At 65.5% G+C, this 15,568-nt stretch carries 10 protein-coding genes and 3 pseudogenes; 8 read left to right on the top strand and 5 right to left on the bottom strand.

Annotated elements, in window-relative coordinates; translation table 11 throughout:
• Positions 1-2 precede the first annotated feature (2 nt).
• Complete coding sequence (locus AWC07_RS00085; protein ID WP_085104899.1) at positions 3-1,679, bottom strand: PE family protein; 1,677 nt, start codon at positions 1,677-1,679, stop codon at positions 3-5.
• Between the two features lie 345 nt (positions 1,680-2,024).
• Between AWC07_RS00085 and AWC07_RS29960 the strand changes: the two are divergent.
• The 3 genes and pseudogenes from AWC07_RS29960 to AWC07_RS28240 all read left to right on the top strand — a co-directional run.
• A pseudogene (locus AWC07_RS29960) lies at positions 2,025-2,234 on the top strand (PPE domain-containing protein); the annotation flags it as partial.
• A gap of 150 nt (positions 2,235-2,384) precedes the next feature.
• Entirely contained in the window at positions 2,385-2,936 is a 552-nt protein-coding gene (locus tag AWC07_RS29955; RefSeq protein WP_482805302.1) for a PPW family C-terminal domain-containing PPE protein, read from the top strand.
• A gap of 431 nt (positions 2,937-3,367) precedes the next feature.
• A pseudogene (locus AWC07_RS28240) lies at positions 3,368-3,499 on the top strand (hypothetical protein); the annotation flags it as partial.
• 586 nt (positions 3,500-4,085) lie between these two features.
• On the opposite strand, the gene AWC07_RS00075 reads toward AWC07_RS28240, so the two are convergent.
• Together AWC07_RS00075 and AWC07_RS00070 are read right to left on the bottom strand one after the other, a co-directional pair.
• Positions 4,086-4,730 carry a TetR/AcrR family transcriptional regulator gene (locus AWC07_RS00075; RefSeq protein WP_036413319.1) on the bottom strand — a complete coding sequence of 215 codons (645 nt, stop codon included), beginning with the start codon at positions 4,728-4,730 and terminating at the stop codon, positions 4,086-4,088.
• A 79-nt stretch (positions 4,731-4,809) separates the two neighbouring features.
• A complete protein-coding gene (locus AWC07_RS00070) occupies positions 4,810-5,916 on the bottom strand; it encodes an NAD-dependent epimerase/dehydratase family protein (protein ID WP_084293517.1) in 1,107 nt (368 codons plus the stop codon).
• A gap of 303 nt (positions 5,917-6,219) precedes the next feature.
• On the opposite strand from AWC07_RS00070, the gene AWC07_RS00065 reads away from it, so the two are divergent.
• The 4 genes from AWC07_RS00065 to AWC07_RS00050 all read left to right on the top strand — a co-directional run bounded on the left by AWC07_RS00065 (position 6,220) and on the right by AWC07_RS00050 (position 11,248).
• Complete coding sequence (locus AWC07_RS00065; RefSeq protein ID WP_085104898.1) at positions 6,220-7,296, top strand: PrpF domain-containing protein; 1,077 nt, start codon at positions 6,220-6,222, stop codon at positions 7,294-7,296.
• 63 nt (positions 7,297-7,359) lie between these two features.
• Positions 7,360-8,562, top strand: a complete 1,203-nt coding sequence (locus AWC07_RS00060; RefSeq protein WP_167379985.1) for an AbrB family transcriptional regulator — start codon at positions 7,360-7,362, stop codon at positions 8,560-8,562.
• A gap of 2 nt (positions 8,563-8,564) precedes the next feature.
• Positions 8,565-9,845 carry an MFS transporter gene (locus tag AWC07_RS00055; protein ID WP_036418620.1) on the top strand — a complete coding sequence of 427 codons (1,281 nt, stop codon included), beginning with the start codon at positions 8,565-8,567 and terminating at the stop codon, positions 9,843-9,845.
• Positions 9,846-10,114: 269 nt separating this feature from the next.
• Entirely contained in the window at positions 10,115-11,248 is a 1,134-nt protein-coding gene (locus tag AWC07_RS00050; RefSeq protein ID WP_036412049.1) for a PPE family protein, read from the top strand.
• A gap of 33 nt (positions 11,249-11,281) precedes the next feature.
• On the opposite strand, the pseudogene AWC07_RS00045 reads toward AWC07_RS00050, so the two are convergent.
• A pseudogene (locus AWC07_RS00045) lies at positions 11,282-12,264 on the bottom strand (cation diffusion facilitator family transporter).
• Between the two features lie 343 nt (positions 12,265-12,607).
• Positions 12,608-13,480 carry a glycosyltransferase family 2 protein gene (locus tag AWC07_RS00040; RefSeq protein ID WP_161951670.1) on the bottom strand — a complete coding sequence of 291 codons (873 nt, stop codon included), beginning with the start codon at positions 13,478-13,480 and terminating at the stop codon, positions 12,608-12,610.
• 705 nt (positions 13,481-14,185) lie between these two features.
• Between AWC07_RS00040 and AWC07_RS00035 the strand changes: the two genes are divergently transcribed.
• Positions 14,186-15,337 (top strand): PPE family protein, encoded by a 1,152-nt coding sequence (locus AWC07_RS00035; protein WP_036412047.1) that lies wholly within the window; start codon positions 14,186-14,188, stop codon positions 15,335-15,337.
• The last annotated feature ends 231 nt before the right edge of the window (positions 15,338-15,568 follow it).

Raw genomic sequence — 15,568 nt, 5'->3', positions numbered from 1 at the left:
CCTCAGAACCCGCCCCGCCCTCCGGTGCCGCCGTTGCCCAATAACCAACCACCGGCCCCGCCGACACCGCCAGCCCCCCCGGCCGTGTCGATAAGGGAGCCGTTGCCGTCCCCACCGGCACCGCCGGTGCCCACGAGTCCGGCGGCCCCCCCGGCGCCGCCGTTTTGGCCCAATCCGCCCGATCCGCCGGCCCCACCGTCGCCGAGCAATAGCCCACCAGGCGCGCCGTCTTGCCCGGAGCCCGGCACCCCGGGTAGGCCGTTGCCGATAAGCGGGCGTCCCAGCAGATGCTCGCTATGCGCATTGATCTCGTTGAGCGCCTGCTGCTGCAGGATGTGCAGTGGTGAGCTGCTGGTCGGCGCGTTGAATCCGTCTGCACCCAACAGCCGCCCACCGATTCCGCCGGGACCGGTGCCGCCCAGTGTGGGACCCGTCCCACCGTTGCCGCCGTTGCCGCCGTTGCCGATCAGCACTGCGTTGCCTCCGGTCCCGCCAGCACCACCGACCGTGGTGCCCTGCCCGCCAGCCCCGCCGGCACCGCCGTTGCCCAACAGCAGGCCGGCCCGTCCGCCGTCCCCGCCGGACCCGGCTGGTCCGGTAAATTGGTTGGCTCCGCCGGCCCCTCCGACCCCGCCATTACCAAGCAGGCTGGCGTCGCCGCCGCTACCGCCGACACCACCGCTGTCGATACCGTCGCTGAGTCCGCCGCCCCCGCCGGCCCCGCCGTTGGAAACCAGCAGGCCCGCGGCACCGCCGTTTCCCCCGTTACCACCCGATATTGCGCCATATCCGCCGGCCCCGCCGGACCCGCCAGGGCCGAACAGCAGGCCCGCGCGGCCGCCTGCCCCGCCAGAGCCGCCAGAGCCTATTGCGCCGAATCCGCCAGCCCCACCGGCGCCGCCGGGGCCCGCGAGCAGGCCGCCGTGGCCGCCGTGGCCGCCGTTACCACCGTTGCCATTCTCCAACGGAGCGAAGGGGCCGATCCCGCCGGCGCCGCCGGCCCCGCCGGCGCCCAACAAGCCGGCGTCCCCGCCGGTCCCGCCGGCGGCGGCGTTACCGTTGAAAAAAGCCGCCCCACCGGGCCCGCCGGCTCCACCGTAGCCCGCTAGCCACCCGCCGGCCCCGCCGTTTCCGCCGATACCGCCGACGGTCAATGAGCTCCCGCCGGCACCGCCGGCGCCGCCGACACCCAACAGTCCGGCGGACCCGCCGTTGCCGCCGTTGAGGCCGGGCGCGCCCGACCCGCCGGCCCCGCCATCGCCGAGCAACCACCCGCCGGGCGCGCCGTTTTGCCCCGTCCCGGGAGCCCCGTTGGCGCCGTTGCCAATTAACGGGCGCCCAGTCAGGGTCTGGGCGCGCTCGTTGACTACGCTGAGCAGTTTCCCCAACGGCAACACGTTAGCGGCCTCAGCACTGGCATACGAGCCCGCAGCCGCGTTCAAAGCCTGCACAAACTGGTTGTGAAACGTCATCAGCTGCGCACTCAGAGCCTGATAGGACTGAGCATACGCACAAAATAATCTCGTAATGGCCGTCGACACTTCGTCGGTGCCGGCAGCTATCACACCCGTTGTGGGCGCCGCTGCCCCGACGCTGGCTGCGCTGATTGTCGATCCGATATTGGACAGGTCCCCTGCCGCTGCCGCCAACATCTCCGGCGACGAAAATACGAACAACATTGCTCGCCTCTCGGATCGGAACCCGGCTGGCCTGCTGTCAACCTCGACTGCTACGAAATCTACGCCCGTATTGCTTGGAAATAATAGGATTTCGGTTGATTCGGAAGCACGACCTAGTGGCAACCAAGCGGGCCGCCGGAGCCATCTCGCCTATGAACCAGATACCCGGTGCCAAGCCGCCCGGTGTCGCGCCTGATTTTTCAGTGTCTGGTGGGCGCGATCTTTGGCGGCGTCGTAGGCGCCTTCATCTTGCCGGTAGTGCAGATGACGTGGCGCCAAACGCGAGCAATGATGCGGACCGCGTGGGAGTGGTCGTGTCCTGCGGCTTTGACGCGATGGTACACCTTGGTGGCAACGAATCTCTTTGGCATCAATACGATCCCGATCGCGCTCAACGAAGCCGACTACGTACGGATGTGGATCCAGGCCGCTACCACGATGGGTGTCTATCACACCATCGCCGGCGCGGCCTTGGCGGCAACACCGCACACCCCGCCGGCGCCGGTCATCGTCAAGCCCGGCATAGGTGAGGCTGGTGAAATTGCAAGCCTGGCTGGCCAAATTGCACTAGAACCCTGGTGGTACTACGTTGCGTTGGCCCTTCATTACGTATCGTTAGTGCTTCAAGGTCTTGAGGCCCTCGCGATAGCGGTTGCTTTTGGACTGGCGTTCCTCGGCCTGGCTGCCATCCTCTTTATCGGAGCCATGGCGTTGTTCTTTGTTGCCATCCCCTTAGCTCTCGCTTACCTAGCGGAAATGCTTAGCTGGGCCGTCTTCTACTTTGGTGTGGCGGTGATTGTGCTTGTCATTGAGTGGATTTGGAATATTATTCATGGGATTATCGGGATCGCTGCGTCGTGGGTCGTCCCGGCCGCTATGGCTCTTGTTAGCCCGTTGGGCGCTGCGGTGACGATACCGGCCGTTGCTTCCCTCGCAGGTATGGCCGGGGCGGGAGCAGCGCCCGCCTCAGTTGTTGCAGTAAGTAGCATGACGCCGTCGCCGGGTAGCACTTCCGCCGCGGCGCCGCAGCAACGGCTGGTATCAGCGGTACAGCCAAGCCCTGCGGGCGCGCCGGCGTCGGTGGCCGCTTCGGATCGCGGTGCTGGCACGTTGCGATTTGCCGGGACCGACGGCAAGCAAAGCACCGCACGGCCGTCCGGGTTGACGGTACTGCACGGTGATGAACTAGGTGATGCTGTACAGGAGCCGATGCTCCCGGCCAGCTGGGAGCCCAACTTCGTTGGCGTGGTGGGCTAGACCCGCGCGTCTTAGGCCAAACTTAGGCCAGTCTTAGGCCCGTGCTGATCTAGTCACCGCGCTGCACGGAGTCCTGGACGCCCGGCAGTCGCGTCTTTCACATTCGTCCCTGTCCGAACCGATGCGAAATTTACCCGTCTCACTTGAGAATTGGACCACGAATGCTGCTGGTCAACGATGTCCTCGTGCGCAGCCTTGGCCGCCTGGCTCTGTTTTCGGCACACCGATACCGCATCGTGCTCAAACCTCTTGTGATGGCAGGCGTTCGGGGGATGTCTCACGTGCTCACCGAATCGGGTGCCATGTGTTGGCCGTCTCTTGGGATGACGACCACTGGGTAGCCATTCGTCATTGAGGCTGCCGATGCGGCGGTCGGTGTGCTGGCGGGGTTGATCTGGTTCGTGTGCACCATCAGTGTGGCAAGGAACTGATCCTCGCGCGGTCACCCCCGCGCGGTCAACAACCTGGCCCTGCACGCGCTGACGGCCGCCTTCGCCGCCGATCACAGCATCGTCGACGAAAAGGCAGCACGCATCGCGATCACCGAAACCGCCACGGAATGAACCCAGTCCGCATCAACCCGACCACCACCGCGTCAGCCCGGCGACAACGCCGTCAACACGCCCACAACGGCCCCGCTCAGCATGACCAGCGGGGCCGTTCTCCTTACCGGATCACTTCAATCCCAATGACGCCATCCTCGTCATCCTGAGCGACGCTCAACACCATGCCGCCGTATCGAGTGTGCGGTGGCGGCTTTGACTGTGTATGTAGGGCGGTAACCGCCGCGATCGGCCGCCCTGACAGCACACTCGGCGCCATCAGCGCACACTCGACGCTGCCGGCGCACACTCGACGCCGCCGGTGCACACTCGGCGCCGTCAGCCGCCGACCCAACCGCACCAGCACGCGATTTCCATCTCCCCACACCGGGGCGCAGCCCCACAACCGCCTTTGAGCGACAAGGCAAGGGGCGCAACGAATCGTCGCGGACAGGCGGGCAAAAACCGACACCCCGAACCCAGGGAGACTGATGTGGCTGATGGGAAAGCCGCAGTTGCGTCCTATCACGAGGACACTAGATCCGCGCCGTCCTAGAACAGTCTTGGACCCGTAACCAACACGTGGCGTTGTCGACCGCAGCAGCGCTCATCGAGGTGGATGTGGGGGTTCCGCGCTGATCTCCAAAGCATCAGCGGCGGAACGAATTTCGGGCAATCGAGCGGGATCCGCCAGCAACGCGACCAAGGTGAACTCCACGATCTCAGCGGGATCGACCGCGAGATCCGGGAACGTCACCGCGTCGAACATCGCCTCGATCAGCCTGGCTGCCGAAACCGGATTCAGTTCGCGCACATCGCCTTCGTCCTGGCCCGCCCGGATGAGATCCACGATCACCGGCTCGATCTTCGAAACCAGCGCCTGTTCGGCCGCGAAAGCGTCGTTCTGCTGCAGTTCCGGGGTGATGATGATGGCGGCCAGTACGTTGGGTGAGCGATTGACATACTCGTAGGCCTCCTGGAGCCAGCGGTGCAGCTTGACCACCGCCGGGGCGCGCACCGCCGCAAGCTCGTCGGCCACCGCCACTGGACGCTCCAGAGCGAGCCGCACCAGCGCCGCGAGGATTTCTTTCTTCGAGGAGAAGTGCTTGTAGAGGGCCGGTTGCTCGACGCCGACAGCGGCGGCGATCTCCCGGGTCGAGGTGGCGGAGTAGCCCCGCAAAGAGATGAGCTCAGCGGCCGCGCGCAAGATGCGATCCGCCGTTGGGCTGCGTCGTGCGGAGTCCCCGGACATGCACCTAAGGTAAGCCATCAGCCACCAGCGCAACTGTGCGGTTCCGGTACGACACGAGCGGCATCCCGGGCCCGGCCTCTCAGGCTTCTGCCGCGAGCAGTTGCGTTGGATGCGACCGTGACCGCGGCGCGGTCGCGGGATGTTGGTTACGGGGCGCGACACCGGCACCCTGACCGCGGTGGGCTTTGGCAGGCCTATCGGTCCTGGCCGGGTGGAATACCCCTACGTGGTAGGAACTGCTGGCATATTCCTTGGCGCCCACTAGTTGCGACAGCGGCGTCCGAACCGGTTCGTTTTCGGCCACCCGGGCGGCGACAGCATTCAGATCGAAGCGTGGATTCCATCCCAATTCCTGGCGAGCCCGGGTGTTGACGTACACGCGGTCCCCCCGGTCGGGGAACCGCCAGCCCCGTTCGGCCCACACCGCTGCGGCATCCGGCGCCCGACGCGCCAGCACCGCGGCTGCGTCGGTGCGCAGCTCGGCCATGTCCTCCCGAGCGAACGGTGTGGTGGCGCTGATGATGTACCGGGCGAACCCAAGGCTCGGCGCGAGCTGCGCCGCTCTCAGATGCGCATTGACCGCATCCTCGAGCGCGACGCGGCGGCACGCATATTCGTTGGCCTTGATGTTGTCGTCGCTGCGCCCGTCGTAATCGTCAGGCATGTCATCGAACTCGGCGAAGAACCGCGCCACCCGCAACACAACACAGGCCAGGCCGTCGTTGCGATGCGCCAGCTGGCAGAGGTCTTCGGCGGCGGCCTTGGTAACCCCGTAAATGTTTTTCGGAATCGGCGCCACCGATTCGTCGATCCAGGCCGCGGGCTCACCCGGTGGCGGCACCAGCGCGTCACCGAAAACCGTTGTCGAGGAGGTCATCACGAATGAGCGGACGCTCGCCGCGACCGCGGCGTCGAGCAGATGATGAGTGCCGCTGATATTCGTCTCCACAAATTCATGACTTGGCACGAAAGCCAGCTGCGGCTTGTGCAGGGTAGCCGTGTGGAATACCACCTCCACGCCGGCCATCACCTCGCGCAGCAAAGCCGGGTCGGTCACGGACCCGACAACATCGGTCCACTTCGACGGCCGGCTATCTAGGCCGATGACGTCGGCTCCGCGCGCCCGCAGGGTGCGCACCAGAGCTTCGCCCAGGTGGCCGGAGCTGCCGGTCACCAGGGTGCGCATGTTGAGTTCCGGCGTCCGAGTCCGGGAGTTCGTCGCGATTCCGGATTCACGTTGTTGGTTATCAGTGGATAATTTGTGCTAATGTTATCGGCTGATAACCTGCTGTCAAGACCCCTTTTGACGTGGCTCCATGCGGTAGCGGCCGTTCCCATTACGCCGACTTTTCGCCGGCACCCACCCCTTGACCGCCGCAGAGATCGATTGATAACTTAGTTATCAATCGATAGCTACCGTCAACTGCACCGCCCTCACTGACAGCGTCGGGCAGTTAGTCCGGCACTCCAAGGAGGGTCCAAGAAGACAATGTCTATTTCCGTGGTGAAACCCCAGCCGGCCAGCCGACGACTAGCCTCCAAAGGGGTCTACCTGCTCAAGTCGGATCTCGAAAGCGTCGGCGCAGACCCGAATGTCCTACTGCCTGCCGTCATGGGGTCGCCGGACCACCGGCAGATCGACGGACTCGGCGGCGGCAGCTCGACGACCAGCAAGGTCGCGATAGTGGGGCCGGCGACCCGCGCCGGCTGCGACATCGACTATCTCTTCGCGCAGGTGGATGTCGAATCCTTTCGGGTGGATTGGACACCGACGTGCGGGAACATCCTCGCCGGGGTGGGACCGTTCGCGATTGAGCGAGGACTTGTCGCAACGGTTGACGGTTACACCCCGATCCGGGTCCATCTGGTCAACACCGGCGCTACCGTCACGGTTTCGGTGCCCACCCCGGGCGGGCAGCTCAGGTATGCCGGTGGATTCGAAATCAGCGGTGTGCCCGGGCGCGCGGCGGCGATCGACATGGTGTTCAGCGAGTTCTGCGGCGGGAGCACCGGGACATTGTTCCCGACGGGAAGTCCCGTCGACGATGTCGACGGAGTCGCGGTCACCGCGATCGACGCGGGGGTGTGCGCTATCATCGCCCACGCGGAAGCGTTCGGGATCGCGGGTGACGAATCGCCGCAGCAGCTCACCGGCGATCGCGAATTGCTGCACAATATCGAATCCGTCCGGCTGCGTGCGGCGGTCGCCATGGGCCTCGGCGACGTCACCGGACGCGTGCTGCCGAAGGTCATGCTGATCGCCAGGTCGCACCGTGGCGATCTGCGGTCACGTTACTTCGTACCGAGCAGCTGCCATCCAACCCACGCAGTTTCGGGGGCACTATGTCTGGCGACGGCAGCAACCTTCTGCGACACGGTCGTCGGAAGACTTCTGGCCCACCCCTTCAGCACCGGACAGTTGGTGATCGAACATCCATCCGGCGCGATGGACGTGGAAGTCATCGGTGGTGGCCGGGGCGATGGTATTTCCGCGGTGCTGCGCAGCACAACGCGAAAGCTGTTCGATGGCTACGTATTTGCCGACCTGGACAAGATGGCTGCCTGAACGATGAGTATGCGACAAAGATGGCGAACCGCCGGCTACTGGTTGTGCTGTGTGCTACTCACGATGACACTGGGGCTGCCGCTCTCGGCATTTCACATGCCGATCGGATGGCTGATCGCCGCGCTAGCCGGTGCCGGAAGCGTGGCGGTGTTGGCGGGCCGGGAGTTTGTGCCGCACAAGTTTCTGCTTCGGCCGGCGCAAGGGTGCATCGGCATGGCGGTCGCGGTGCCGCTGAGCGGCCTGGCCAGTACCACGATCGCCGGCTACCTCGGAATCTCTGCGGTGTGCTCCGCAGCGACGCTGCTGCTATGCCTGGTCTGCGGTCTTGCCTTGACCCGCGCCGCGAAAACGCTGTCGCCGGCAACCGCGTTGCTGTCGACATTGGCCGGTGGGGCCAGCGGAATATGCACCATGGCACCGGAATTGCGTGTCGATCACCGTTACGTGGCGCTATCGCAATACCTTCGGGTGGTCGTGGTCGCGCTGACGGTTCCGCTGGTTTTGCAATGTGTCGGCGCTCCAGCGGGCCGGGCGCATCCAGCCGGGAGTCACGTCACGCCGGTCTCCAGCGTGGCCGCGATCGTGGTCATCGTCGCAGCCGGTTACGCCGGATTGAAGTGGAAATGGCCGGCGCCGTTTCTGATCGCTCCCATGCTGGTTGCCCTGGTGACTCAACTCCCCGGCCCCGGGCAGTTCGTGCTGGCCCTGCCGCCCGAGCTCAATGCCGTCGCGTATGTGGTGATCGGATGGCAGGCCGGAGGTGCCCTCACTCTCGGCGCCCTCCGTCAATGCCTGCGACTACTGCCCTTGACATGCGCCTTCATCGGAGTCGCCATCGCTGGATGTTTGGTGTTGACGTTCGTGGTGTCGGCCTGGACCGGCGTGTCCTTTACGCAGGCATATCTGGCGACCACACCGGGCGGAATCTATGTGGCGCTGGCAGCCAGCGACTCAGCGGCCGAGCCGCTGGTGGCGACCATGCAGGTGTTACGTCTGCTGATGATGAACGTCGCCGCCATTATCGCCAGCAAACTGCTTACCACCCAAAAGGATTCGCACCCCGACGAACCGCGAGAAGATCCGGCACTACCGGGTGTAGTGCGTGCCGGGGTCGGTCGGCCATGGCGACTGGCCCGCGCTGGCCGGTCAACGAGCCCGGCTTTCGATCACCGGCAACGACGGTTGCTTTCCGCCTGCGCCACCGCGTCACCGTCGGCAATAGCCCCGGCTGCCGACACGCCACGGAGCCCGACTCGGGTGATGTGACGATGGGAATAGTTGCTCACTTCCGCAGCTTCAATCATCCCAGCCGCGTCCTGATGGTCAACCAGTTCGCCATCAATGTGGGCTTCTACATGCTGATGCCGTACTTGGCCGGCTATCTGGCGGGCCCGCTGGGGCTGGCGGCGTGGGCGGTGGGCCTGGTGCTGGGTGTGCGCAACTTCGCCCAACAGGGCATGTTCTTCGTGGGAGGCACGTTGGCCGACCGGTTCGGCTACAAGCCGATGATCGTGGCCGGATGTCTGGTGCGTACCGGCGGATTCGTGCTGCTGGTGCTCGCGCAGTCACTGCCGATTGTGGTGATCGCCTCGGCGGCAATGGGTTTCGCGGGCGCCCTGTTCAATCCCGCAGCGCGCGCCTACCTCGCGGCCGACGCCGAAAACCGCAGGATCGAAGCGTTTGCGATGTTCAACGTCTTCTACCAGTCAGGGATTCTCCTCGGCCCGCTGATTGGATTGGCGTTGGTGGCAATGGATTTCCGGATTTCAGTCATGGCCGCTGCGGTCGTTTTCGCGGCCCTCAGTGTCGCACAGCTGCTGGCGCTACCCCCGGACAAAGCCGGCCGGGCCGCGGGCAAGGCACGGAAAGCGGAGAAGAGCTCGGTCATCGAGGACTGGCGCGTCGTGTTGGGCAACCGAGCGGTATTGTGGTTCGCCGCAGCCATGATCGGCGCGTACGTGCTGGAATTCCAGATCAATCTCGCCCTTCCGCTGCATGCGTCGCGGCTGGCACCGCGCTCCCAGACATCGCTGGTGGCAGTGCTTTTCCTGATATCGAGTTTGGTCACGGTCGCCGGCCAGCGCCACCTCACCCGCTGGTTCGGGGCGCGGTGGGAGCCGGGGCGCAGCCTCCCCATCGGAGTCATGTTGCTGACGGGATCGTTCGTGCCCCTTGCGGTCGTTCCCAACGAGCAACGGTTCGGTACTGCCGCCGCGGTGCTGGCGCTGTTGCTGTCGGCGAGCCTGCTCGCGCTTGCCGCTGCGGTGGTGTTTCCCTTCGAGCTGGACAGGGTGGTGTCGTTGGCCGGAGACCGGCTGGTGGCCACCCATTACGGCTTTTACAAGACCGTTGTCGGAATCGGTCTGCTCATCGGCAATCTGGCGACCGGGGCGCTGCTCAGTGCGGCACACCGCTTCAACGTCGACGAATTTGCCTGGGGGGCATTGATTGTCGTGGGATTGGTCGCTGTGGCGGGCCTGTCTCGGCACAGCAGGCACACCGCACCGGCGAGCGGGCCGAGGCGGGCCCTGGGAGTCGCGGCCGGGTGATCAGCCCTCGGCCTTCGCGTGAGCGCTTCGGGCGATTATCGAAGCCACTCCAGGCCCGAGCCAAGTCTTTTCGACGGCGACCTTGACATCAAGTTATCCGCTGATAACCTGGCTGGTGGTGGCGGTTATCGCCTGATAACTTCGCCGCCTTCCGGGCTGACTTAAGGAGCAACCTCCATGTCTTCGATGAACTTTGGAGCCGAAACGCTTCGTGCACACTGGCCATTGGTCGCGCCACGGCGCCTTGTCGAAGCTGTCGGCGGTTAGCCATGCTGGATTTCGCAGCGTTGCCCCCGGAGATCAATTCGGGTCGGATGTACGCCGGCGGCGGCTCGGGGTCGTTGCGGGCCGCAGCCGCGGCGTGGGAGGTGCTGGCCGCCGACTTGTACGCGACGGCGGTCGACTACCTGTCGGTGGTGTCGGGACTGACCGAGGGACCATGGCGGGGTTCCGTATCGGCGTCCATGGCTGCGGCGGCGGCACCGTATGTGTCCTGGCTTGCCACCACCGCTTCCCAGGCACAGCACGCGGCGAGCCAGGCCAGGGCGGCAGCGCAGGCCTTTGAGGTGGCGTTTCACATGACGGTTCCGCCGGCGGAGGTGGCGGCCAACAGGACGATGTTGTGCTGGCTGGTCGCGACCAATGCTCTTGGCCAAAACATCACGGCGATCGCGACTACCGAGACGCAGTACGCCGAAATGTGGGCGCAGGACGCTGCCGCGATGTACGCGTATGCGGCCGCCTCCGCGGCTGCATCCCGGGTGGCGCCTTTCGCCGACCCGCCGCCAACCACCAACGAAGCAGGATTGACCGCTCAGGCCGCAGCGGTGGCCAGGGCCGCCGAGTCGAACGCGCAAATGACCACGCTGTCGCAACTGCTGTCCCGGGTGCCCCGGGCCCTGCAGGAACTCGCATCACCGATGTTGTCCATGGACCCCCCGGACTGGCTGGACTTCATCTTTGTCACCGCCGCGCCGCTGATCCTGAGCTCGGTCAGTTCGTGTTTGGGGCTGACCCAGTCGCTGGCGTCGCTCTCGCTGGTGGCGGGGTCGGCGGCGCAGGTCGCCACCGGCGACGCGGCGTCGTTGGGTTCGGCGCTGGCGGGTGGGCTTGGTTCGATGGCCGGTATGTCGTCGGCCGGTGCGGCGATGTCGGCGAGTATGGGCGGAGCGGGATCGATCGGCGCGTTGTCGGTGCCGGCAAGCTGGGCCGCACTTCCCGCGGCCGGCTCTGCCGCCGCGGCGCTCCCGACCAGCTGGGGTGTGGTGCCCGAAAGCGCGGCGGGCGTGCCGGGAATGCCGGGGGTTCCGATCGCCGGGACGGCCGGCCAGGGCATGGGCGGTGCGGTGCCGCGATACGGGTTCCGTCCCGCGGTCGTGCCACGTCCGCCGGCGGCCGGATAGCGCAAATCACGTGGGCGAGCGCTGTTGCCAGCGCTAAGAAGCGCTGGTCTCGGTTGGCGGCTCGCCGCCATGGCGGTGCTGCTCTGCAGCGTTTGGATGGTCGGCGGGGTAGGCGTGGATTAGGGCCGTGGTGAGTTTGGGGACGGCGCGGATGAGGTCGTGTTCCCCGTCGTGGGCAATGCGGTGGGCGTCAGCCAGGCTCAGGGTTGACTCGATGTCGAGTTCGGCGTCGGCGTGCACGCGGTGGCCGATCCAGCGCATCCGTAGGCTGCGAACTGATCGGACCCCTGGCCGGGCGGCCAGGGCGGCTTCAGCGGCGTCGATGAGGGCCGGGTCCAGACCGTCCAGCAGGCGGTGGAACACGTCGCGCACTGCGGTCCGCAGCACAGCCAGAATGGCCACGGTGATCACCAGACCGATGATCGGGTCGGCCAGCGGGAAGCCCAGGGCGACAGCGCCGGCGGCAAAAAGGACGGCCAGGGAGGTGAAGCCGTCGGTACGGGCGTGCAGGCCGTCGGCGACCAGGGCGGCTGAGCCGATGCGTCGGCCGACGCCGATCCGGTACAGCGCGAACCATTCGTTGCCGATGAATCCCATTAGTCCGGCCAGGGCAACCCAGCCGACGTTTTCGACGGGCTGGGGTGGATGAGCCGCACAACGGCCTCGTAGCCGGCGATGATGGCCGACATCGTGATCATCGCTACGACGAATAGGCCGGCCAGATCCTCGACACGGCCGAAGCCGTAGGTGTAGCGGCGGGTGGCAGCCTTGGTGCTCAGTGCGAATGCGATCCACAACGGCACCGCGGTGAGCGCGTCGGAGAAGTTGTGGATGGTGTCGGCCGCAAGGGCAATCGACCCGGAGATGATCACGACGGCAATCTGGGCGACCGCGGTGATTCCCAGCACCAACAGGCTGATCTTGACCGCACTGATCCCGGCCGCACTGGATTCCAGCGCATCGTCGATGCTGTCGGCGGCGTCGTGAGAGTGCGGGGCGAAGATCTCTCTTACCATGGCCCGCCACCCCTTAGGATGGTCGTGGCCGTGGTCGTGATTGTGGGAATGCCCGGGGCCACTGTGGCCGTGGTGGCCGTGGTGGCCGCCATAAGTGGCTGCGGCACCGAAGGTTTCGATGTGGTGGTCGCTCATTTCCGACGTGCCTTTCGCGACGGAAGATTGACGGTGATGCCCCGACCGGCGCCGGGCCGGCCCGCCCGCTCGGCGAGCTCGTCCAAGACGACTCGTCGTCGGCCGACGTCCGGAACTTGGTGCGACACGCTTGAAGGCCAAACACCTGCGTTCATGCGCAGGTACTAAACCACGGCACGAGGCGGTGCCATCGCTCGCTATCCCGTCGTCATGCGAGCGAACTGACGGCCGTCCAAGCCCGCCGAGCCCGCCGAGCCCGCAGCCCAACGTCGATGGTGAAGCGGCCACGTAGCCGTGATAACGTGAACCGATTGCTTTCGGAGTCGTAAAAGAACCGCAGTGTTCGAACCGGGAAATATCCCAGCATGAGAACGGCACGACTCTTGACGCCGTGCGCCTTTGTGGTCCTGGTATAACGCGTGGCATATCGAAAAAAGTCGAGCGGTGAACATTCCACCCGGCGGCCAGACGCGCCCACCACCATCGTGGATTCGTATGCGATCTCGAAATTATTCTTGAACAGCGTCAGTGCAAGATCGATGTCTTCGTGCAGTCGGTCTTCCAGATCCAGCTGCGTGAGATGACGCACCGCCTGCCACGCCGAGGTCCGGATTGCCATGTTGGCACCCAAGAGGAACCGTTGATCGGTTGCCGTGCGATGCAGGTTGCGGCGGACCATGTGGTCGATCCTGAATATCGACCCACGCAGCGGAATATCGTAATAGTGGACCGGGCCGGTGACCGCGTCAACGGCGGAGTCTTGAAAGCACTGCCGAATCGTCTCGACCCAGTCGGTGTCAATGATGGAATCGGCATCAATCCGGCCGATGATCTGACTGCGAGCATGGTCGAATCCACAGTTGCGCGTCGGCGCGATACCTAGATGCTCATTTTGGTCGAGCAGCCGTATGTCGATATGTGGGTTCTCTTCTTGATACCGACGCACGATCGATACGGTGTTGTCACTCGATTTGTTATTGACAACGATTATCTCGTCCGGTGCCGACGTTTGACCGAGGCATGCGTCAAGACATTTGCCGATAAATCGTTCTTCATTACGCGCAGGGACAACGATTGCCACGGACGGCTGCTGAGACATCGCCATGACCACGCTAGATCGCAATGTCGCGCCGAGCCGGCCTGATGCCACAAGCATCAGCGGTGCAACGGATTTCGGCTAACGAATTGTGGTTAGACACGTGTCGGTCCGGCGGGTCGCCGAAACCTTCGAGCCCACGCAGGTTATCGCCCGATAGCAGCACGGTGCGATGTTATCACATGATAACCACCGGTCAAGGGCGCGCCGCCCCCCGGCTCCGAGCGAGCGCCCACGGTTGCCAACATCCGACGATCAACGACCCTTGACACGTCGGGTATCAAACGATAACCTAGGTATCACTCGATAACCCCGCGGCGAGTGGCGGCGTCGAAGCGTCGGCCGCGGCACTGGTACAGCGGTTATCGGCAGCGCTCCGTCACGCCAACGCAGCCCGCGGCGGAGGTCCCGCGAGCTTTCAGACCGCTTGATTCGCAACAACTTTGATCACCCGTGCGACTGCTCGGGCTTCGCTGAACTGAGGAGGAAGCGGATGGTCGTTGCGCCGCAACCGGCAATGCTGCCGACGTCCACGAGAACCCATGCATGCGGTGGGCCCGGCGCAGCGCGATATCGGGTGGTCAGTGCTTTGGCCGGCTTCGGGACCGGCTCCGGTTCGTACACCGCCGCTGCGGCCGCCGACGCGATGACAGCCCGCTAAGTCAGCTGAGCCAGGACGAGGGCACACACATGATGGATTTCGGAGCACTGCCACCGGAGATCAACTCCGCCAGGATGTACGCCGGTCCGGGTGCGGGCTCGCTGCTGGCCGCGGTGGCGGCGTGGGAATGTCTGGCCGCCGATCTGTACTCGCTGGCCGCCTCATACGAGTCGGCCATCTCGGGGCTGACGGTGGGTTCCTGGCTGGGTCCGGCGTCGGTGTTGATGGCGGCCGCGGCAGCGCCGTATGTCGCGTGGATGAACGCTACCGCGACCCAGGCCGAGCAGGCCGGCATTCAGGCCATGGCGGCGGTGACCGCGTTCAATGCGGTGTTCTCGATGACGGTGCCGCCACCGGTTATCGCGGAGAACCGGGCCATGCTCATGACACTGGTCGCCACCGATATCTTCGGGCAGAACGCCGCGGCGATCGCCGCGACCGAAGCGGAGTACGCGGAGATGTGGGCCCGGGACGCCGCCGCGATGTATGGCTATGCGGCTGCCTCGGCGGCCGCGTCGACGTTGACGCCGTTCGAGGAGGCCCCGGAAACCACCCGCACCGATGGGCTGGCCAGGCAGCTCGCACTGGTCGGGGAGGTCGAAGCCGCCGCCATGAGGCAGCTGATGTCCGAGGTGCCCCGGGCGCTACGAATGCTCAGCGAGCCGGCACCGTGGAACTGGCTGGTGGAACTGTGGAGGGAGATCTCGTCGCACCTGGGCACCTTCAGAGACATCGTGTCAATAGGTCAGAACTGTGTGTCGGTGACCAACAACACGCTTGCCATGACCCAGATGGGGGCCGCGATGTCCAGGGCGGTGCCCGCTGCGGTCAGCGAGGCTGCCGGCGCCGCGGCCGAGGCGATTGCGGGCGGGACGACCGCGCTGGGGTCGGCATCTGGCGGGCTGGGCGATGCGGGGTTGGCGGCCGGGTTGGGCCGGGCCGCTTCGGTTGGCTCGTTATCGGTACCGCAAAGCTGGGCCGCGGCCAGTCACGCGATCAACCCAGCGGTTCGAGCGTTGCCGGCTACCAGCCTGGGCGGCGCTGCGCAAAGCGCGCCGGGACACATGCTGGGCGGGCTACCGCTCGGGCCGACACCCTCCGGCGGTGGCAGCGGTGTCAACAGCGTGTTGCGGATCCCGCCGCGCGCCTATGTCATGCCCCGGATCCCGGCGGCGGGCTAGGATCGCGCTCATCTAGCGGGCTGCGGCCCCGGGGTGGGGAGATGGAAATCGCGTGCTGGTGCGGTTGGGTCGATGGCTGATGACGCCGAGTGTGCGCTCACGGCGCCGACTGTGCCGTCAAGGCGGCCGATCATAAATGTTCCCGCCCTACGCACACAGTCAAAGGTCGGGTGGCCGGAGGGGATTGCACCCTCCGGCTCCCACAGATCCGGACGTGAACCTCTCGATTCA

The sequence above is a fragment of the Mycobacterium gastri genome (assembly GCF_002102175.1).
GTDB lineage: Bacteria > Actinomycetota > Actinomycetes > Mycobacteriales > Mycobacteriaceae > Mycobacterium > Mycobacterium gastri.
This window is presented reverse-complemented; position numbering and strand designations above follow the sequence as displayed.